This is a genomic window from Snodgrassella gandavensis (assembly GCF_914768025.1).
Classification (GTDB): Bacteria; Pseudomonadota; Gammaproteobacteria; order Burkholderiales; family Neisseriaceae; genus Snodgrassella; species Snodgrassella gandavensis.
The window spans coordinates 15474-36786 of record NZ_CAJZCE010000018.1; the positions used below are offsets into that span (position 1 = coordinate 15474).

At 45.7% G+C, this 21313-nt stretch carries 20 protein-coding genes; 17 read left to right on the top strand and 3 right to left on the bottom strand.

All coding sequences use genetic code 11. The annotated features are described in order from the left end of the window. Positions 1–228: 228 nt before the first annotated feature. From MJ764_RS10555 to MJ764_RS10580, 6 genes are all read left to right on the top strand, one after another. Entirely contained in the window at positions 229–1773 is a 1545-nt protein-coding gene (locus MJ764_RS10555) for a cytochrome ubiquinol oxidase subunit I (protein ID WP_239326825.1), read from the top strand. 9 nt (positions 1774–1782) lie between these two features. Beyond that, entirely contained in the window at positions 1783–2931 is a 1149-nt protein-coding gene (gene cydB / locus MJ764_RS10560; RefSeq protein WP_239326827.1) for a cytochrome d ubiquinol oxidase subunit II, read from the top strand. A 60-nt stretch (positions 2932–2991) separates the two neighbouring features. Then, positions 2992–3108, top strand: a complete 117-nt coding sequence (cydX, locus tag MJ764_RS10565; RefSeq protein ID WP_239326829.1) for a cytochrome bd-I oxidase subunit CydX — start codon at positions 2992–2994, stop codon at positions 3106–3108. Between the two features lie 267 nt (positions 3109–3375). Beyond that, positions 3376–3657, top strand: a complete 282-nt coding sequence (locus MJ764_RS10570) for a hypothetical protein (protein WP_239326831.1) — start codon at positions 3376–3378, stop codon at positions 3655–3657. 280 nt (positions 3658–3937) lie between these two features. Further along, positions 3938–4300 carry a DUF423 domain-containing protein gene (locus tag MJ764_RS10575; RefSeq protein ID WP_239326833.1) on the top strand — a complete coding sequence of 121 codons (363 nt, stop codon included), beginning with the start codon at positions 3938–3940 and terminating at the stop codon, positions 4298–4300. Between the two features lie 28 nt (positions 4301–4328). Then, positions 4329–4814 carry a hypothetical protein gene (locus MJ764_RS10580; RefSeq protein WP_239326835.1) on the top strand — a complete coding sequence of 162 codons (486 nt, stop codon included), beginning with the start codon at positions 4329–4331 and terminating at the stop codon, positions 4812–4814. A 116-nt stretch (positions 4815–4930) separates the two neighbouring features. On the opposite strand, the gene MJ764_RS10585 is transcribed toward MJ764_RS10580, so the two are convergent. Next, entirely contained in the window at positions 4931–6301 is a 1371-nt protein-coding gene (locus tag MJ764_RS10585) for an NAD-dependent succinate-semialdehyde dehydrogenase (protein WP_239326837.1), read from the bottom strand. Positions 6302–6838: 537 nt separating this feature from the next. Further along, positions 6839–7354, bottom strand: coding sequence for a pantetheine-phosphate adenylyltransferase (gene coaD, locus MJ764_RS10590; RefSeq protein WP_100090069.1), 516 nt, complete (start codon positions 7352–7354; stop codon positions 6839–6841). A gap of 365 nt (positions 7355–7719) precedes the next feature. Between coaD and MJ764_RS10595 the strand changes: the two genes are divergently transcribed. From MJ764_RS10595 to nagZ, 11 genes are all read left to right on the top strand, one after another. Further along, positions 7720–8916, top strand: a complete 1197-nt coding sequence (locus MJ764_RS10595; RefSeq protein ID WP_420853955.1) for an efflux RND transporter periplasmic adaptor subunit — start codon at positions 7720–7722, stop codon at positions 8914–8916. 3 nt (positions 8917–8919) lie between these two features. Then, positions 8920–10857 (top strand): MacB family efflux pump subunit, encoded by a 1938-nt coding sequence (locus MJ764_RS10600; protein ID WP_239326841.1) that lies wholly within the window; start codon positions 8920–8922, stop codon positions 10855–10857. A 95-nt stretch (positions 10858–10952) separates the two neighbouring features. Continuing rightward, positions 10953–12344 (top strand): TolC family protein, encoded by a 1392-nt coding sequence (locus MJ764_RS10605; RefSeq protein ID WP_239326843.1) that lies wholly within the window; start codon positions 10953–10955, stop codon positions 12342–12344. A gap of 606 nt (positions 12345–12950) precedes the next feature. Further along, positions 12951–13697: a DNA polymerase III subunit epsilon gene (gene dnaQ, locus MJ764_RS10610; protein ID WP_239326871.1), complete on the top strand. Its 747-nt coding sequence runs from the start codon at positions 12951–12953 to the stop codon at positions 13695–13697. Next, on the top strand, positions 13694–14401 hold the full coding sequence (gene ispD / locus MJ764_RS10615) for a 2-C-methyl-D-erythritol 4-phosphate cytidylyltransferase (RefSeq protein WP_239326845.1): 708 nt from the start codon (positions 13694–13696) through the stop codon (positions 14399–14401). Before dnaQ ends, ispD begins: the two co-directional genes overlap by 4 nt. Continuing rightward, a complete protein-coding gene (gene ispF / locus MJ764_RS10620; protein WP_239326847.1) occupies positions 14398–14880 on the top strand; it encodes a 2-C-methyl-D-erythritol 2,4-cyclodiphosphate synthase in 483 nt (160 codons plus the stop codon). Before ispD ends, ispF begins: the two co-directional genes overlap by 4 nt. An 83-nt stretch (positions 14881–14963) precedes the next feature. Further along, positions 14964–15632, top strand: a complete 669-nt coding sequence (rpiA, locus tag MJ764_RS10625; RefSeq protein WP_239326849.1) for a ribose-5-phosphate isomerase RpiA — start codon at positions 14964–14966, stop codon at positions 15630–15632. Between the two features lie 202 nt (positions 15633–15834). Continuing rightward, positions 15835–16470, top strand: coding sequence for a thermonuclease family protein (locus MJ764_RS10630; RefSeq protein WP_239326851.1), 636 nt, complete (start codon positions 15835–15837; stop codon positions 16468–16470). Positions 16471–16479: 9 nt separating this feature from the next. Then, positions 16480–17121, top strand: coding sequence for an endonuclease III (gene nth, locus MJ764_RS10635; RefSeq protein ID WP_239326853.1), 642 nt, complete (start codon positions 16480–16482; stop codon positions 17119–17121). 86 nt (positions 17122–17207) lie between these two features. Then, on the top strand, positions 17208–18683 hold the full coding sequence (locus tag MJ764_RS10640) for a DegQ family serine endoprotease (RefSeq protein WP_420853956.1): 1476 nt from the start codon (positions 17208–17210) through the stop codon (positions 18681–18683). Positions 18684–18870: 187 nt separating this feature from the next. Next, a complete protein-coding gene (nagZ, locus tag MJ764_RS10645) occupies positions 18871–19968 on the top strand; it encodes a beta-N-acetylhexosaminidase (protein WP_239326857.1) in 1098 nt (365 codons plus the stop codon). Between the two features lie 68 nt (positions 19969–20036). On the opposite strand, the gene adhP is transcribed toward nagZ, so the two are convergent. Next, entirely contained in the window at positions 20037–21050 is a 1014-nt protein-coding gene (adhP, locus tag MJ764_RS10650) for an alcohol dehydrogenase AdhP (protein ID WP_037406309.1), read from the bottom strand. Positions 21051–21313: the final 263 nt, after the last annotated feature.

Consider the following 21313-nt stretch of genomic DNA (forward strand, 5'->3'; position numbering starts at 1 on the left):
ATGTAAAAATTTAGTTGTCTATATGTAATAGATGTTTTGTTTATTTTGATTTTTGCTTTTTTGCTGTAAGCTTGAATATAAATTTGTATCAGGAAATTTTTATTTCAAATTTAATTTTCCCGATTTAGATAGAATATTTTGTTATATTAAACTAGGATGGTTTGGTAACTGCCACTGCAAGTGTAATCACTTAATAAAAATTTTTAATATAAAACAGGGAACAAAGCTATGGATTTGGTAGAACTGTCGAGGCTACAGTTTGCACTGGTTGCGCTTTATCATTTTTTGTTTGTGCCGCTGACACTGGGAATGACCTGGATTCTGGTAATTATGGAATCAGTTTATGTGTTAACCGGCAAGCAGATTTACAAGGATATGACGCGCTTCTGGGGTAAGCTATTCGGTATCAATTTTGCTCTGGGGGTAACCACTGGAATTACGATGGAATTCCAGTTTGGCACCAACTGGTCGTATTACTCGCATTATGTGGGTGATATATTTGGTGCGCCGCTGGCGATTGAAGGGCTGATGGCCTTTTTTCTGGAGTCTACTTTTGTAGGGTTGTTCTTTTTTGGCTGGGAGAGGCTAAGTCGCTCTGGCCATCTTATGGTTACTGTGCTGATGGCTTTGGGCACCAATTTGTCTGCATTGTGGATTCTGGTGGCCAATGGCTGGATGCAGGACCCTGTAGGCGCACATTTTAACTTTGAATCCATGCGCATGGAAATGACCAGTTTTGCGGATATTTTCCTCAATGAGGTGGCACAGAACAAGTTTGTGCATACGGTGTCCGCAGGTTATGTAACCGGTGCGATTTTTGTGATGTCTATTTCTGCCTGGTATCTGTTAAAACGTCAGGATGTGGAATTTGCTAAGAAGAGTTTCCGAATTGCCGTTGCTTTTGGGATGTCTTCGATTCTGTCAGTAATTGTGCTTGGTGATGAGTCTGGCTATACGGTTGGTAAATCGCAGCAAACCAAAATGGCCACGCTGGAAGCGATGTGGGAAACAGAACCGGCTCCGGCTTCGTTTAATCTGATTGCCATACCAAATGAACAGGCAATGAAAAACGATTTTGCGGTAAAGATTCCGTGGGCAATGGGGCTGATTGGCACCCGGTCGCTGGATAAGCAGATTCCGGGGATTAGAGAAATTATTACCGAAAACATTGAGCGTATCCGCAAGGGGCGTGAAGCGGTGATTGCATTGGAAACGTTGCGGAAAAACCGTACAGATGAGCAGGCACAGGCAAGTCTGAAGAAATACGGCGATGATCTGGGCTTTGGTCTGCTGCTGAAATCCTATGTGCCGGATGTACGTCAAGCTACGGAAGCGGATATTGCGCATGCTGCGCGGGAAACTATTCCGCGTGTGACGCCGATGTTCTGGAGTTTCCGCATCATGGTATTGTGTGGTTTTCTGATGCTGTTGCTGATGGCTGTGGCCTTTTATGCGTCGGTTAAAAATAATTTTGCTGAAAAACGCTGGCTGCTCAGATGGACTTTCTGGAGTTTGCCATTGCCATGGCTGGCCTGTGAAGCCGGCTGGTTTGTAGCCGAATATGGGCGCCAGCCATGGACGGTATATGGGGTACTGCCAACCAATCTGTCTGTTTCTTCGTTAACCGCAGCCAATATCTGGGGATCCATTTTCGGGTTTGTGACGCTGTATACGATATTGCTGATTGTGGAAGTGTATCTGATGGTACGGTTTTCGCGTCAGGGGCCGGGCTCGCTGGGCACGGGACGTTACGCCAATGAAGCAGAGCATTAGGAGTAGAGCATGGAATTCTTAGATTATCCGGTATTAAAATTCATTTGGTGGCTGTTGCTGGGTGTTTTGCTGATTGGTTTTGCTATTATGGACGGGCAGGATATGGGCGTAGGTGCGCTGCTTCCGTTTGTAGGCAGAAGCGATAATGAACGTCGTGTGATTATTAATACGGTAGGTCCGCACTGGGATGGAAATCAGGTATGGTTTATTACCGGTGGTGGTGCCATTTTTGCAGCCTGGCCTTATGCTTATGCAACAGCCTTTTCCGGTTTTTACTGGGCAATGATGGCCGTGTTGTGGGCTCTGTTCTTCCGTCCGGTAGGTTTTGATTATCGCAGTAAAATCAATAATCCTCTGTGGCGTTCCAGTTGGGATTGGTTACTGTTTGTTGGCAGTTTTGTGCCACCGCTGATTTTTGGCGTGGCGTTTGGTAATCTGCTGCTGGGGGTGCCGTTTCATTTTGATGATGATTTGCGTTCTTTCTATACTGGCACATTCTGGGCGCTGCTCAATCCATTCAGTCTGTTGTGTGGTGTGGTATCGGTTGCAATGATTATTTTCCATGGTGCAATTTATCTGGCTTTGCGTACCGAAGATGTGGTGAGAGAACGTGCGCTGAGTGCCAGTACAATTGCATTGATTGTAGTGGTGGTAACGTTTTCGCTGGCCGGCATCTGGATTGATTTGGGCATCAATGGCTATGGTCTTGTGGCCGGAAGCTATTTACCGGCTGCTTCTCCCGATCCTCTGCATAAGCAGGTGGTGACTGCTGCCGGTGCGTGGATGCATAATTTTCAGCAATATCCGCTGTTATTACTGATTCCGGTACTGGCGTATGTGGGCTTTATTCTGGCATGGTTACTGGCTAAGAATGGCAAAAATTTTGTAGCTTTCTGGTCGTCTGCGCTGGGGGTGGCTGGGGTAATCGGTACAGCCGGTGTGGCAATGTTTCCCTTTATCATGCCGTCCAGTACTGACCTGCGTTCCAGCCTGACGGTGTGGGATGCCAGTTCCAGTGAATTCACCTTAACTGTGATGCTGGTGGCGGTAATTATTTTTATGCCACTTGTGTTGTTTTATACCAGCTGGTGTTATCGGGTAATGCGCGGCAAGGTAACTAGTGAGCTGATTCGCAAAAACGATCACAGTGCATATTAAAACTGGCTTTGCCTGCTGGCGCTATGGTTGGCAGGAATAGTACAAATCAAGGAGTATTTTATGTGGTATTTTGCCTGGTGCTTAGGAATTGGTTTTGCCATACTGTTGGGGGTAGTAAATGCTTTGTGGGGTGAATATCAGCAGGATAGGGATGCACTAGATCAGCAGTCACAATAATCGAGAATAGTATGCTGATTTAGTTTGTACTGATACATACTATTTAGTTGTTTGATTTAAAAATTTCTTTAATTAGCTGTATACTGCAAATTGGGTATACAGCCTTTTTATTTGTAGCCAGTGTTATAATACTGGTATTAACTAGAACATTATTGTCGCCGTAAGCTAATTGCTGTTTGTTTGAGGTAAATTGCACTAATTTTGCTAGAAAATCTTACGTTTTTGTTTTAGTATGTTTGGTAGATTTTCTCTTCGGAAAGGAGTCCGATGAATAAATTGATACGTAATGGCCTGATGCTTTCTTTAGGGTTGCTGGTAGCGGTAAGTGCCGGTGCCAAGGATCTCAAGATAGCGGCCAATAATACTGCTTATGAGCCGGAAGATGTGCAGAAGCTGGCCAGCACTGCGGTGAAAATGGGTGTGAAAGAACCTTTGAATATGAATTTGGCTGCCGGTAATCTGACTGTATCTGGCAGCAGCAGTACGAGCTGTGTCATTAAGGTAGGTACAGCGAAAGCGCCGCAAATTGCCGGTATCAGCTGTAAATAATATGATAAAAAGTTAATATAAGTTTGAATGCTGAAAACTGACTAATCTGGTAGATTGGTCAGTTTTTTTATTGGTTGTTAGGATAATCTGACAGTCGCTATGATAAATACTGATTTGCAGTGGCTGTTACTGAATGATTTAAGAGCTGGCCGGTAAAGTGGTTTGTTATCCAGGATGATGCCTTTATACTGTGATTGTCTGGTTAAATGATGTGGCTGGACAACTGAACAGCATTAAGCTGAACAGACTTACTGGTTATGTTAATGATGGGGGATTATTTATGTGGTTAGGTACGGCGGCGTTTAATCTGGCTGTGGCGGTAATGCTGGGTGCATTTGGTGCACATGGGTTAAAACACATGGCTAGTGAGCAGCAACTGCAATGGTGGCATACGGCTACACAATATTTTTTCTGGCATGCGTTGGGTTTACTGGCACTGGGTGTGTTGGCAAAAGCTGTGCCGTCTTTTGCGGTAAAAATACCGTTTTGCTTGTTACAGTTGGGGCTGATTATTTTTTGTGGCTCGCTGTATCTGATGGCTTTGGGCTTGCCACGCTGGCTAGGTGCAATTACGCCGGTTGGCGGGTTGTTGATGATTATTGGCTGGCTGATTCTGGCATGGCTGGCTTTTAAGCAGCAGTAGTTTTGCTGAACCTGACAGGAGGTATGCCATGCGTTGTTATGTTTACTCCGTGTTGTTTGGTCTGTTGCTGGCTGGTTCGCTGAGTGGTTGTAGTTATGCAACGGCCATGGCAGCCAATACTTCTGCTCAGGTACGTAATCAAACAGTAATACCGGTTTCTTACCAGCAGGCCAAAAATTACTTTATTAAAAATACGGTAACCAAGTCAGTAACGCGGCATATTACTTCGGCAGAAGAGTTTGCCCGTTATTTTGCTATGGCCGCAACCATGGGTAAAGCCGGAAATCCAACTCCAATCGATTTTACCACTCAGGATGTACTGGTATTTGATGCCGGAATAGTGCAGCAGCAACTGGATATCACGCCATTGGCGCTAAATCGTGTGCAGGACAGGTTGGTATTGAATCTGCGTATCCGCTCTGGCACGGCACTGGGCTATCAGATGCGCCCGTTTGTATTATTGATTGTGCCGAAAGGTTTGCCTGATCAGGTGGAATTCAATATACAGAAGTGATTAGCCGGAATGGCTGTTGCTGCTGGTTATGATAAAGCAGCAAAATTTTATTTCTTCAGTTGCTAAAAAGCAGTCTGTGATTCCAGACTGCTTTTTTAATAGGCTAACAGGAAAAATTATTCCTGACCAATAACGATCAGTTTGTGGTTAACAAACTCTTTTATACCTAAATCACTCAGCTCACGCCCAAAACCGGAGCGCTTTACTCCGCCAAAGGGTAATTCAGCTACTGAATCGCCAAAGCGGTTGATAAATACCATCCCGGTTTCAATTCGGGAAGCTATTTTTTTCGCCCGTTCAATATCTTTTGAGTAAACGGTGCCGCCTAGGCCAAAATTGGAATCGTTGGCCAGTGCAATGGCTTCATCGTCATTTTTAACTACATACAACTGGGCTACCGGGCCAAAAAATTCTTCAAAATAGGCCGGATTGTTACGGCTGATATCGGTAATCAGGGTAGGAGTGAAGAAGTTGCCTTCGGCTGGCTGATTACCACACAATACTTTAGCACCATGGGCGATGGCTGCATCAAGCTGTTTCTGCAAATTTTCTTTGCTTTTATGTGAGGAAAGTGGAGCCAGAGTGGTATTTTCATCCAGCGGATCACCCATTATCACTTTGGCAAAGTCATCCTGAACAATTTGAATAAACTGCTCTGCCACTTTTTCGTGCACGATATAGCGTTTTGCCGCAGTGCATACCTGTCCGGCGTTATACAGTCGGCCACCTACTGCGGTATGTGCAGCAGCTACCACATCTGCATCATCTGTAACCACGAATACATCATTGCCGCCCAGTTCCATAGTGGCTTTTTTCAGCTTGCTGCCAGCCTGTCCGGCCACAACGCTGCCGGCACCTTCGGAACCGGTAAGAGCAACACCCTGTACCCGTTTGTCGCTGATGATGGTGGCAATCTGCTCTGGGCTGACAAACAGATTGGTATAGGCGCCAGCCGGTGCATTGGCTTCATGCAGTAAATCTTCTATCAGTTGCGCACACTGCGGTACATTGCTGGCATGTTTGGCCATTACCGGATTACCCACTGCTATTGCCGGAGCAATCACGCGAATCAGTTGATAGATTGGAAAGTTCCACGGCTCGATAGCCAGAATAATGCCAATAGGATGGTGTTCTACCCAGCCCTTACCCAGTTTGCTAGGATAGGCTACTGGTTTAAGCAGTTCGGCAGCCTGTTTGGCATAGTACTGTACTATGTCAATGCAACAGGCAATTTCATTGCGGCTTTCAGCCAGACGTTTACCCATATCCAGTGTGATGGTACGGGCAATTTTGTCCTGATGCATGGTCATGACATCAGCCAGACGGCGCAGTAAGGCCTGTCTGTCGCCAATGTTTTCTGGTTGTGCCCATGCAGACTGATACAGGGCATAGGCCTGGGTCAGTGCGCTTTCTACTTCTGCATCAGTGTGATTGGTGAAAGTTTTAATCAGTTCATTATTAAACGGATTAATAGATTGGTAAGCCATGTGCTGCTACTCCTTATAGATGTGATGGTAAGAATATTTATCTGCTAATACGTAAGACAGAAGAAACTTGTCATACGGTTCAGGTCAATACGAGTGTAACGAAATAAGGAATAGAATCAAATACTAAAATGATTGTACGGTAGCGGTAAAGATTTTGTAAAGTGGCGCACTGATTTTATAACCCGGCTATGAACCGAACAGAACGAAAATATAGTACGTGTACTGATGATATTCCGCATAGCTGGTGTTAAATCACTGCATTACGGCTATATTAATACACTAAAGGTAACAATAAAATGTGGATTTGGCACGATAGCATTTTTGAGCCAGTGCGTACAGCTCGATTGTCCCTCTTACAGGAAAAAGAGATGGACAAGAAACAATGCTGTGAAAATTCTGTCTGCGAATAATGGCTTTTTCTCTGGATTAGAAGCCATTATTAAAGCTCTGTATATTATAGAACCTAAATGCTAAACCAGCATTTGTGCTATGGTTTTGTGGCTCTGAAGGTTATGGATTTTGATGGCAGGGCAATGTTCAACGTTCATGGTACATATGATCCTGCATAATTTTTTCATAAACAGCATCAGGTACATAGCGACGTATCATTGCTTGCCAGTTTTGTGGGCCTACCATGCCTTTAACCATGGTTGAGGAAACCTCGGCGTATTCGCGTGGAGGCATCAGGAAAATGGTAGATATATCTGGCTGTAAATCATGATTGATGTGGCGCATGGAGCGCTCATATTCATAGTCTGAGGCGGTACGAATGCCTCGTACGATGAAATCCGCCCCTATACTGCGCGCATAGTTAACCAGATACTGGTTCTCAAAGCAGGAGATTTTCACATTAGGAAAATTGGCGGTAATTGCCCGCAGCATTTGCTTGCGTTCTTCAATTGAATAAGTAGTAGTTTTTTCCGGATTAACCCCGATAGCAACAGTCAGTTCATCAAACAATGGCTGGGCTTCACGAATCATCCATAAATGGCCATTGGTGGGCGGGTCAAAACTGCCAGCATACACTGCCCGGCGAATGGTTGAATTAGTCATTATGGTATGTTCCAAACTGCTTTCTTGTAGGTGCCAGAATGATTTATCAGCACGCTGATGCTCACATTATTGTTTTGATTGTAAACCGTTAGTGCTTTTTTTAATACTGTGAACACAAAGCTGCGCAGCTTAATCAGTTGTGCTGGTGTTGTCAAAGCATCATAGGTTTTAATTCTGTTCAGCATGAGAAATATTTCGGCTAAGGTAAATAATGGTTAATAAACGCGGTATTTTACCTGTCTTATAGCAGACTTACGGCTATATCTGAAAGATATATTGATGAGAATGGTTTGCATCCTTTACAATTTTAATCTTTTGCCACCATATATTGGTTAGGGCAAAAATGCTTGAGTGTTATACGGATAATGAAGCAGATGAAAAAAAAGTGGGTTAAAAGGGTAGTGTGGTTACTGGTTCTGGTGCTGCTGGCCGCAGTATTGTGGAGTTTGTTTTTCAAACCTAAAAATCAGATGAATTTTGTTACTGATGAGGTGCGTCGCAGTGATATAAGCCAGACAGTCAATGCTACCGGCGAAATTGCCGCAGCTCAGCTAGTTGACGTGGGTGCACAGGCTTCAGGCCAGATTAAAAAATTGTATGTCAAATTGGGCCAGCAGGTGAAAAAGGGCGATTTGATTGCGGATATCGATTCAACCACTCAGTTAAACACGCTCAACACCAATAAAGCCAAGCTGGATACTTATCGGGCACAGTTGGTATCGGCTGAAATCACTTTGAGAATGAAGCAGCGGGCATTTAACCGCGAACAGGCTCTAATGGCTCAGGATGCTACATCTAAAGCAGACTTTGATAATGCGCAGGACAATCTGGCCGCGGCACGCGCCAATGTGGCTGAGCTGAAATCTCAGATTCGGCAAACCCAGATTGCGATTAATACCTCTGAAGCAGATTTGGGCTATACGCGTATTACTGCTCCGATGGATGGCACAGTAGTTTCTATTCCGGTAGAAGAAGGGCAAACGGTAAATTCCAGCCAGAATACACCGACTATTGTTCAACTGGCCGATTTGAGCAAAATGCTGAATAAAATGCAGATTGCAGAAGGAGACATGAACAAGGTCAAAGCGGGCATGCATTTAACTTTCACTACGCTGGCGGATAACAGTAAGGTGCGTAATGCTACACTGGAAGCTGTAGACCCGGGTTTAACCAAAATGTCGCAAGGCGGTTATAACACCAGTACTGACACCACTGATACGGCTATTTATTACTATGCCCGCGCACTGGTTCCGAATGATGACGGTGCGCTGCATATTGGTATGACCACTCAGAATAATATACTGGTGAAATCTGCCACTAATGTGCTCACAGTATCCAATCAGGCTATCAAGCATCGCCGAGGCAAAAAAGTAGTGCAGGTATTGGGCAATGACCAGCAGGTACAGGAAAAACAGATTCAGACTGGTATTACTGATGGGATGCGTACGGAAGTGAAATCTGGTTTGAATGCAGGTGATCAGGTAGTGCTGTCGTCATTAAGCAGTGCTGAAGCTAGGAATGGTGTCAGCAAAGACCCGAAAATGCGCGGCTCGAGAATGTAAGTCATGAGTTTATTGGAAATTAAGGCAATTAATCGCTGGTTTGGCCATGGTGAAAACCGGGTACAGGTGCTAAAGGATATCAACCTGAGTATCGAAAAAGGCGATTTTGTGGCCATTATCGGCCAGTCTGGCTCCGGTAAATCTACCCTGATGAATATCATTGGTTGTCTGGATGTGCCATCCAGCGGTTCATACAGGATTGATGGTGTGGAAACCGCGGCCATGACTGCGGACGAGCAGGCTGCTTTGCGCCGTCGTAGCTTTGGTTTTATTTTTCAGCGTTATAATTTGCTCAGTTCGTTAACTGCCCGCGAAAATGTGGCGCTGCCGGCTGTGTATGCTGGTATGGAACATGGCGAACGGCTGAAACGGGCAGATGAGTTGCTGGCGCAGCTCGGGCTGGCCGGTAAGGAAGAAAATCGCCCCAATGAACTTTCTGGAGGCCAGCAGCAGCGGGTCAGTATTGCCCGGGCACTGATGAATGGTGGTGAAATCATTCTTGCAGATGAACCTACCGGTGCACTGGATACCGGCAGCGGGCAAAATGTGATGGAAATTCTGCACAAACTGCATGATGCGGGTCATACCATTGTAATGGTAACTCATGATCCAACTATTGCTGCCAATGCCAATCGGGTAATTGAAATACGCGACGGGCGCATTATCGCCGACCACAGCAAGAATACAAATATCTCTCCCAGCAACATTGAAAGTATTGCAGAGCGTAATTCCTGGCATTTTTACCGCGACCAGCTATTTGAGTCGTTTCGCATGTCCATTCAGGCAATTATGGCACATAAGATGCGCTCCTTTCTCACCATGCTTGGGATTATCATCGGTATTGCTTCGGTGGTTTCGGTGGTGGCGCTGGGGCGTGGTTCGCAGGCAAAAATTCTGGAAAACATTAATGCTATGGGCACAAATACGGTTACGGTTTATCCGGGCTATGGGTTTGGTGATCGCCGTTCGTCCCGGATTAAAACCCTGACTGTGGGCGATGCGGAAACTTTGAAACAGCAGGATTATGTTGACAGTGTTACTCCGGGAGTAAGTACCAGTGGTACGTTAACATATGATAATCAGTCACTTTCTGCGCAGCTATATGGGGTGGGTGACCAGTATTTCGATGTACGCGGTATTAAAATTGCTGTTGGCAGTCTGTTTAATGAAGATGATGTTACTCAGAATGGTCAGGTGGTGGTGATTGATAACAACACCAAAAACAAGCTGTTTGCTGATGGCACTAATCCACTGGGGCAGGTGATTTTGTTTAATAAGCGGCCATTGCGGGTGATAGGGGTGACGGCACCGAACAATAATGGCTTTATGGATAGTGACAGTTTGCAACTCTATACCCCCTATACTACGCTGATGAATCGGATTTCCGGTTCGAAATACATTACTTCGGTAACGGTAAAGGTAAAAGATAATGTTAATTCGCAAACGGCCGAAAAAGGTATTATTGAATTGCTGAAAGCCCGTCATGGCACGGAAGACTTTTTTACCCGTAACAGTGATACCATCAAGCAAACCATTGAAAGCACCACCGGTACCATGACTCTGCTGATTTCCAGCATTGCCCTGATTTCACTGGTGGTGGGCGGTATCGGGGTGATGAATATCATGCTGGTGTCGGTAACCGAGCGGGTAAAGGAAATTGGTATCCGTATGGCCATCGGGGCGCGTCAGCACAATATTCTTGAGCAGTTTCTGATTGAGGCGGTGCTGATTTGTCTGATTGGCGGGGTGGTAGGCGTATTGTTTTCTTTTGCTATCAGTATGCTGTTTAATCTTGTGGCCAACGATTTTGCTATGTCGTTTTCAACGCTTTCTATTGTCATGGCGGTACTGTGTTCCACTGTGATTGGGGTATTGTTTGGCTTTATGCCGGCAAAACGGGCTTCGCAACTGAATCCGATTGATGCATTGTCACGTGATTGAGTCTGTTTTTTCCGGTAATAGCAGTTGTAGGTAGATGTTTGCGGTGGCTGTATTTATCGAACCTGATTCGGCTGCCACTAGAATTTAAAGTAACCATGATGAAAAATATTTCTGTGAAAAGCAGCACCGCTGTATTGGTGTTCAGTTTAAGCGTACTGTTGGCTGGCTGTGCTACGCATACTTCCTATCCGCAGCAAAGCCTGCGTAAAGCCGGAATGTTAAGCAGTGCAGAAATTGCTGCGCAATATCAGGTTAATGCAAACTGGTGGGAAATCTATCAGGATGCCACATTGAATCAGCTAATCAGCACGGCACTGGCCAATAATACTGATTTACGTCAGGCGGCGTTAACCGCAGAAAAAGCGCGCTACAGTGCCCGGCTGACTGGCGTGGATTTATTTCCCAAAGCCAATGGTTCACTTGGTGCCAGCAGCTCTAAAGACCTCAAACATGGCGGTGCGTCTAGCCGTAACTTTAGCGGACAGCTTGGCTTAAGCTATGAACTGGATGTGTGGCAGAAAATGCGAACCAATACCAATGCGGCCATCTGGCGGTATCACGCCAGTGAGCAGGATATGGCCGCCAGCCGGCTGTCGCTGATTAACAGTGTGGTGGATAACTATTTTCATCTGGCTTATATTGATGGTGCCATCAGCCTCACTGAAGACAGTGTTGAGCAGTACCGGCAGATTGCGCGTATTGCTCAGGCACAATATCAAGTAGGCAAGGTGAGCAGTATTAATGCCACCAATGCCAATCAATCGTTACTGAATGCCGAAAACAGCCTGACTTCACTGCAACAGAACCGGGTAGAAGTCGTGCAAAATTTGCATAATTTACTGAATCAGCGCCCGAATGAAGCAACAGATATCCGGCCGACACCATTAAATCAGATTCATTTTGGTGAGGTGAGTCTGGATGTGCCGTTGTCTGTACTGGCCAACCGCCCTGATTTACGTGCGGCCGAGTATCGTTTACAGTCTGCCTATGCCAGTCAACAGGCTACGCGGCGAAGCTGGTATCCGGGCATCAGCCTGAGTACTGTGGTTAATTCGAGTTCTAATACGGCCACTTCAGCCTTGCATTTTCCTATCGGTACAGCGGGCGTTAATGTGAATCTGCCGTTTCTCGACTGGCAAACCCTGTATTGGCAAAATAAACAGGCCAAGGCTGATTTTGAGAGTGCGAAATTAACTTTCGAACAATCGTTGACTACGGCACTCAATGAAGTGGCGCGTTATTACCAGCAATACACGCTTAGCCGTGCCACTCTGGCTAATACTGAGCAGAAATATCAGTATGATTTGAAAAATAGCCGCTATTACCATACGCGCTATCAATATGGTGCCAATCCGCTCAGTGACTGGCTGGATGCATTGAATACACAATATTCTTCGGCACAGAATGTATTGAATAATCGTTATAATGTTTTGCAGAATGAAAATCTGATTTATCAAGCCATGGCCGGGCGCTATCAGCCGCAGTAATACCGGTACTGATTTGTCTGTTTGTGCGCTGGCTATGATAGCTGGCCTATGACTGCGCAGATGCTGATTAATCGGGCTCGGTGTTTGATTAAATAGTCAGAAAAAAATCGCCCCTAAAAAAGGGGCGCAAAAAGGAACACAAACCACTACCAATAATTAACTGCATAATAAATTGTTGCGAGGGCAACAATTTATTTTAAAATCGGTTTACATGTTCAGCTGCTTCAACAGGTTATCTGTCAATATTTGTGTTGTTGCGTGAACATAAGTGCATCATAAACAAATTGGTTTCTAATTGCAAATGATAGTTATTATTATTTATGGAAATAACACCAATTTATATTTATATGACTGATTTTAATAGCAATAAAAATGGTGTTGTGGTTGTTGGTTAGTTGCTAATATGACATTTATCTGGCAAATTTGCTGGTTGTGTCTGCATAGACTGCTAAAATTCCACTTTCGTGATTATTCAGTCTGTTACTGCGGTAAGTCTGGCTGGGTCGGAAAGTAAATCTGCTGCTGGCTATTACTGGCAGGTATGCGCAGTAATAGATTTTTAGTATTATCGTTGTTTTAGGTCTGCGGTATTCAACCGCTTATAGCATCAATATGCGTCAAATTATTCTCGATACTGAAACCACTGGCCTGTCGGCAAGCAATGGCGACCGTCTGATTGAGTTTGCCGGCGTGGAAATGATAGACCGGCGTCTTACTGGTAACAACCTGCATTTGTATGTTAATCCTGAGCGTGATATCCCTGAAGAAGCTGTGGCGGTGCACGGAATTACGCTGGAAAAGCTGAATGAAATGAATGCACCGGTATTTGCTGAAGTAGCGCAGCAGATTGCCGATTATATACGTGGTGCCGAGTTGATTATTCATAATGCCACGTTTGACGTTGGTTTTCTGAACATGGAGTTTAGCCGTCTGGGCATGCCCGATGTCGAAAGTATTACCAGCGATATCACTGATACCCTCAAAATGGCACGGGACAGATATCCGGGGCAGAAGAATTCGCTGGATGCATTGTGTACGCGTCTGGAAGTTGACCGCAGCAAGCGTGTACTGCATGGCGCACTGATTGACTGCGAACTACTGGGTGAAGTTTATCTGGCCATGACGCGTAGTCAGTTCAGTCTGGTGGATGAACTGATGGCTACAACCACTGCCAGCAATAATCCGGCAGCCGGCAGCCAGTATCAGATTAAACATGCAGCGCTACCGGTAGTCACACCCAGCAGCGAAGAACTGGCTGAACATGAAGCCTATTTGCAGGAATTGGACAAAATTGCTGGCGCGCCCTGTGTCTGGCGGCAGTGGCAGCAGGATACTGAGGATAAACCTGCATGACTCGCCATGTGGTGCTGATTCCTGCCGCCGGTATCGGTGCACGCTTTGGTGCTGCGTGTCCGAAACAATATGTTAGTCTGGCTGGTAAAACTGTTTTGGAGCATACCGTGTCGCGGCTGGCACAAATCAGGGCAATTGATTTACTGCTGATTGTGGTTTCTGAACAGGATGCTTATATCGATGCCATCTATCCAGCAGCAGCGTTACCGCCGAATGTCCATATTCTGCGTTGTGGCGGTGCTACGCGTGCGCAGACTGTGCGCAATGGTATTACGCATGCACAGCAGCAGTTTGGTTTACAGGATGATGATTGGCTACTGGTACATGATGCAGCCCGTTGCTGTGTGAGTGCTGATTCGGTACAGCGTCTGCTTGCAGCCGTACATAATCATACCGTAGGCGGGTTGCTGGCGTTGCCAGTGGCCGATACCCTGAAGCAGGCTGATGCAGCGCAGCATGTATGCTGTACGGTGAGTAGAGCAGGTTTGTGGCAGGCGCAAACACCACAAATGTTCCGTGCCGGTATTCTGGCCAGAGCACTGGCACAGGCGGATCTGGATGTGATAACAGATGAATCTTCCGCTGTGGAAGCACTCGGCTTGGCGCCTTTGCTGGTACCTGGCGATGTCTGTAACCTGAAATTAACCAGTGCACAGGATGCTTTATTAGCCACCTATTTTTTACAGCAGGAAACCGTTGAATGAATTCGATAAGAATCGGGCAGGGCTATGATGTTCATCAGCTCGTTGCTGGCAGGCCGCTGTTACTGGGCGGGGTAAATATTCCCTTTGATAAAGGCTTGCTTGGTCATTCTGATGCCGATGCGCTATTGCATGCCATTACCGATGCGCTGCTGGGTGCAGCGGCTTTAGGTGATATCGGTAAACTTTATCCGGATACCGCAGCAGCGAATAAAGACGCAGACAGCCGCGTACTGTTGCGTGGTGCATATGCCGCTGTGCAGGCTGCTGGCTGGCGGGTAGTCAATATCGACAGTACGGTGATTGCTCAGCGGCCAAAATTGCGTCCTTATATAGATCAGATGCGAATGCACATTGCTTCCGACCTGAATCTGCCCCTTGAAGCGGTGAATATTAAGGGTAAAACCAATGAGAAATTAGGTTATCTGGGACGGGAAGAAGCTATTGAAGCTCAAGCCATTGTCTTACTGACAGCAGTTTAATCTGATATGAGCTTGAGCTATAATTTTTTTATGTAGATAAATATTGTCTGAACATTGAATGGAATAAATAAGGAGCAGTAAGTATGACAGCACAAGATGAGCTGAAGCGTCAGGCCGCTGAAAAAGCAGTAGAATATGTACAGGAAAACGAATATTTGGGGGTGGGTACTGGTTCGACTGTACGTTTCTTTATTGAAGCGCTGGCGCAAAGCAGAAAAAGAATCAAAGGTGCGGTTTCCACTTCTGTCCAGACCAGTGAAGCTTTGAAAAGCTTTGGTATTCCTGAAGTCACTCTGAATGAAGTCAATGGTTTGCCCTTGTATGTTGATGGTGCAGATGAAATTAATCATTTATTGCAGATGATTAAAGGCGGTGGTGGCGCATTGTTAAATGAAAAAATTGTGGCCAGCGCTGCTGAAAAATTCATTTGTATTGCCGATGAAAGCAAGTACACTAGCCGCCTTGGTCATGTGCCGCTGCCGGTGGAAGTCAGGCCAAATGCCCGTTCACTGGTAGCACGCAGACTGTTGAAGCTGGGCGGCGAACCGGAATTGCGTTTGGGTTTTACCACCGATAACGGCAATCAGATTCTGGATGTAGCCAATCTGAACCTGAACGAACCGATTAAAATGGAAGATGCGATTAACGGTATACCTGGCGTGGTAGACAATGGTTTGTTTACCCATCACGCAGCTGATTTGCTGGTGCTGGGTTGCAGCAGTGGCGTTCAGGTATTAACGGCCAAAGTCTGAATTTGCTGCGGCACAAGTGTGTAATAATTGTTTGAATTAATATTTGCGCAGCCAGTTGCCTTAAAAAGGGTGACTGGCTGCTGTTGTTTGAAGCACCTGTCCTGTTGTCAGCATAGCCGGCAGCAACTGGTGGCGGCCTGTTAATCTGGCCAAACATATTCAAGATATGGTTTTCTGATAAATGCATAAAAGGCAAAAAATTTTGACTAAATGGCGTAAACTTCTGCTGTGGATAGCAGTTATTCTGACGGTAGCCAAAGTCTGGTTACCGGACAGCATGATTGCGCCACTAGAAGACTGGATCCATAAAGCCGATAGTATTGTGCGTTCTGTGCAGGACATGTTCAATGGTAAGCCAGCAGGTAACAGGGCTAAAAAATGGGCAGTAGCCAGTAAAGGGCAATATTCTGGTAGCGTTGATAGCGTGCATGATGGAGATACAGTACATATCAAGGATAGAGATGGACACATGCATAAGGTGCGGCTGGCTAATATAGATGCGCCAGAAATAAAGCAGGCCTACGGGATTGCCAGTCGTGACGCCTTAAAGGCATGTATTGAAGGCCAGTCTGTGGTTGTCAATGTTGTTGCTGTCGACCAGTATCAGCGCGAGGTTGGCCAGATTATGCTGAAAAATGTAGATATTAATTTATGGATGGTGCAGCAGGGTTATGCTTGGCATTACGCCTCAATTGCCCAAAAACAGCAGGATCGCTTTGGTTTTAGCCGTTATCAGGATGCCCAGCTTCAGGCACGCCAAAAACGACTTGGTTTGTGGCACAATGCGCGAGCAATTGCACCCTGGCAGTTTCGTCAGCAACAAAAAAACAGATCATAGTCGAATCTCATGAATGCACATAAACGTAAGGAAATTTTTACCCGTTTGCAGGCCGCCTGTCCGCATCCGACCACAGAACTGATATTTCACTCGCCGTTTGAATTATTAATTGCGGTGATGCTCTCAGCTCAGGCTACGGATGTATCCGTGAATAAATGTACCGTGCATTTGTTTCAGTTAGCACCAACGGCAGAAGCCATGCTGGCTTTAGGTATAGATAAAATCATGGCCAGCATTCGCACCATTGGTCTATACAAAACCAAAGCCAAACATGTGCTGGAAACCTGTCAGATTCTGGTGCAGCAGTATGATGGAGAAGTGCCGCAAACCCGGGAGCAACTGGAGGCTTTACCGGGAGTAGGGCGCAAAACTGCCAATGTGGTGCTGAATACGGCATTTGGCCAGCCAACGATTGCAGTTGATACCCATATTTTTCGCGTATGTAACCGCACAGCCCTTGCACCGGGCAAAACTGTGCGTGAAGTGGAGGATAAATTAATGCAGGTAGTACCCAAACAATTCAGGGTAGATGCGCACCACTGGCTGATTTTACATGGACGTTACACATGTAAAGCGCGTAAACCTATGTGCGAGCACTGTTTGATTAATGATTTGTGCGAATATCCGGCAAAGACAACTTTAACTGTCTGATTATGTAATTTAACGCCTCTTTTCGTTACAATATTATTCATAACCGCTTATGTAAGAAAACAAACAAGATAGGGAAGTTGATGCGGATAAATCGCAAATATATGTTGACCGCAATTATGTTGATGTTGTTGGCGGTAGCTGGTTGTGACAGACTGAAACACTGGTTGGGTAAAGAAAATTCCAATCAGAGTTTTGTGAAGGAAATTCCTGCGGGTACTGATGGCAACAATAATCAGGTAGCCTTGTTATTGCCTGATTTTACCCAGCTAGTTGACCAGCAGGGGCCGGCGGTAGTGAATATTCAGGCAACGCGTGACAATCGCAATATTGATGGTGACAGCGAAGTTAGCTCAGATGCTTTACCTGATAACGATCCATTTTACGAATACTTCAAATATCTTTTACCCAAGGTACCGCAAACGCCGCAGGCAAATGATGATGAATTCAATTTTGGTTCCGGTTTCATCATCAGCAAAGACGGCTATATTCTCACCAATACCCATGTCGTCAATGGCATGAACAACATCAAGGTATTACTGAATGATAAACGTGAATTTCAGGCCAGATTGATTGGCGCTGATATCCAGTCTGATGTTGCATTATTAAAAATCAGTGCCGGTGAATTACCCGTGGTGCAGCCGGGTAATCCCAAAGACCTGAAAGTAGGGGAGTGGGTGGCTGCAATCGGAGCACCGTTTGGTTTTGATAACAGTGTGACTGCCGGTATCGTTTCTGCTAAAGGGCGCAGCCTGCCAGACGAGAATTACACCCCGTTTATCCAGACTGATGTGGCCATCAATCCGGGCAATTCGGGTGGGCCACTGTTTAATCTGAAAGGGCAGGTAGTCGGGATTAATTCACAGATATACAGTCGCAGTGGCGGATTTATGGGTATATCCTTTGCTATTCCGATTGATGTGGCCATGAATGTGGCTGAACAGTTGAAAACAACAGGTAAAGTACAGCGCGGCCGTCTGGGTGTAGTCATTCAGGAAGTTAACTACAATCTGGCGAAATCTTTTGGTTTGGATAAAGCCAACGGAGCACTGATTACTCAGGTTGTTGCCGGCGGACCGGCAGCCAAAGCCGGTTTGTTAATAGGCGATATTGTGGAAAGCGTGAATGGTGAACGGCTAGATAATTCCAGTGATTTACCAGTTAGAGTTGGCTTATTGCAACCGGGTAAACAGATTATTCTGGGTATCTGGCGTAAAGGCAAAAAAGAAGAAATCAAAGTCGTACTGGATAATATGTCTCCGGCCATCACTAATCCATCCACTGCTGCCAGTGCCGTTACGACGCCCACCGACGGCACCAATTTTACCGAGCAGAAACTTGGCCTAACCTTACAGGCAACAACTAAAGGACTGGTAATAGAAGAAGTCAGCGGACTGGCTGCACAGGTAGATTTACGTCGTGGCGATATCATTGTGGCCGTTGGCCAAAAACTGGTGCATGATGAAAATGATTTCGAACAGGCGGTAGCAGCCAGTGGTAAAAGTGTACCACTGCTAATCAGACGTGCCAGTAACACACTGTTTGTTGCCCTGATGCTACCCTGATATGCGGCATAAAATAGATATCTGGTTGCAATGTCTTATTGCCTGTGTGACTACAGGTTTAATCAGGCGGTCAATTCACATCAATATACAGCTCTATCTGTATTCAATTGATTCAATCATGGTGAGAAATTAACACTTAATCTGGCTGGATAGTTAATTCATTTATATATTTTTCTGGAATAAATTTATGTTGTCAGCACCACCCAAAGCATTAGCACGTGGCCCTGTTATGGCTGATGTAGCAGCGTTTCAGCTCAGTGCCGCAGAACGTGAACGTTTATCCCACCCAGCAATCGGCGGAGTAATTTTGTTCCGACGCAATTATCAGTCCCAGGCACAACTAACCAGACTGGTTGCAGAAATCAAGGCCTTACGAACCCCAGAACTAATCGTGGCTGTTGATCATGAGGGCGGGCGGGTACAACGCTTTATTCCGGAATTTACCCGATTACCGGCAATGCGTACTCTAGGACAGTGCTGGGAACAGCATGGCGCAGCAATGGCCGATAAAATGGCTGAAACAGTAGGCTGGGTACTGGCTACTGAATTACGTGCATGTGGGATAGATTTGTCATTTACACCGGTGCTGGACCTTGACTGGGGCGAGTGTGCCGTTATCGGTAATCGCAGTTTTCATCAGCAGCCTGCCGTAGTGAGCGCTCTGGCGATTGCCTTGCAGCGTGGTCTGGCATATGGTGGCATGGCTTGCTGTGGTAAGCATTTTCCCGGTCATGGTGCCGCCAGTGGTGATAGCCATCTGACTATGCCTGTGGATAACCGTAGCTGGGAAGAATTATGGGCAGATGATATTCAGCCATTCAAAGATTTGATTCATCATGGCATGCCAGCACTAATGCCGGCACATGTAGTGTATCCGAGAATAGATCCAACCGAGCCGGCCGGATTTTCCACTATCTGGCTAGAAGAAATTCTGCGCGACAAAATGCAGTTTGATGGCGTGATTTTTTCTGATGACCTTACCATGGAAGGTGCCAGTAGCGCTGGTAATATTAAACAGCGTGCAGCACATGCTTTTGCTGCTGGTTGTGACATTGCGCTGGTATGTAACAAGCCTGACTGGGTGGATAAACTGCTGGACGGTTTTGTCTGGCCGGATACCAGCCGTCTGGCACAACGTTGGCAAATGATTGCCGGCAGTGGTACCGCAGCACAATACTGCGCCACTATGCAAACACCCGAATTTCAGGCTGCACAGCAGCTAGTGGCCAGCCTCGCTTCAGCGCAGGATACCTTCAACGGTGTACAGGTAGGAGAAGCCTGTTAATCTCATTCGAGTTATTGTTAACAAAAAAGCCATAGTAAAACTATGGCTTTTTTGCTGATTAGCTTAAATCAGGCATTTTTGAAATCAATAACCATACGGCCAGTGAATTTACCGGCAGTCATTTCATCAAAAATATCATTGATGTCTTCCAGAGGGCGCAAGGTTACTTTCGGTACCACTTTACCTTCAGCACCAAACTGGAAGGCTTCACGCAAATCTTCACGTGTACCTACCAGAGAACCTACCACCTCAATACCGTCCAGTACCAGACGCGGAATATTCAGATCCATGGTGTCTACCGGCAGAGCCACCGCAACAATACGTCCGCCTGCGCGTACAGCGGCTACAGCAGAATTAAAAGCTGATTTGGCAACCGCCGTAACCACGGCTGCATAAGCACCGCCCACTTTTTCCTGAATGATGTCTTCTACTTTTTCTTTGGCCGGATTCAGGGTCATATCTGCACCCATTTCCCGTGCCAGCTCCAGTTGTTTGTCATTTACATCAATGGCAATTACTTTGGCATTGAAAACATTCTTGGCGTATTGCAAAGCCAGATTACCCAAACCGCCCAGACCATAAATCGCAATCCACTGGCCAGGCTGAATATGAGAAACCTTAATTGCCTTGTAAGTAGTTACACCAGCACAGGTAATACTGCTGGCTGCTTCAGAACTCAAACCATCCGGTACTTTAACTGCATAGTCTGCAACCACAATACATTCTTCTGCCATGCCACCATCTACCGTATAACCGGCATTTTTAACTTCACGGCAGAACGTTTCACGGCCGCTATTACAATATTCACAATGTCCGCAGCCCTCAAAGAACCAGGCAACACTGGCACGGTCGCCCACTTTTAAAGAAGTAACATCTTCACCTACAGCAGTAACCACCCCGATACCTTCATGCCCCAAAGTGACACCGGTAACGTCACCAAAATCTGCATTTTTAACATGCAAATCAGTGTGGCAAACCCCGCAACATTCCATTTTCAGTAACGCTTCATTGGCTTTCAGCGGACGTACAGCTTTGTCCTGAATGGCAACTTTTTTATCTTTTGTTACTACGGCTGCTTTCATAATGAACCCTTTTCATCAGTAAAGATAGAAGTGTTTGGTCTGTTTATTTCTGTTATCAGACTGTCAGACCGGTACAACAAAAAATCAATCACTGGACAGAATCAATGCCAGTGTTAACATCATCCTGAATAAAAATGACAAATAGATTATTTAATGGTGTGAATCTTTCCATCACACAGGCTAATTGTCGTTTAAGTCAGGATTGAATGCAGTCATACACCGGCAGTTATTCTGACAGATGTATTAGTGCAATACCAGCAGTA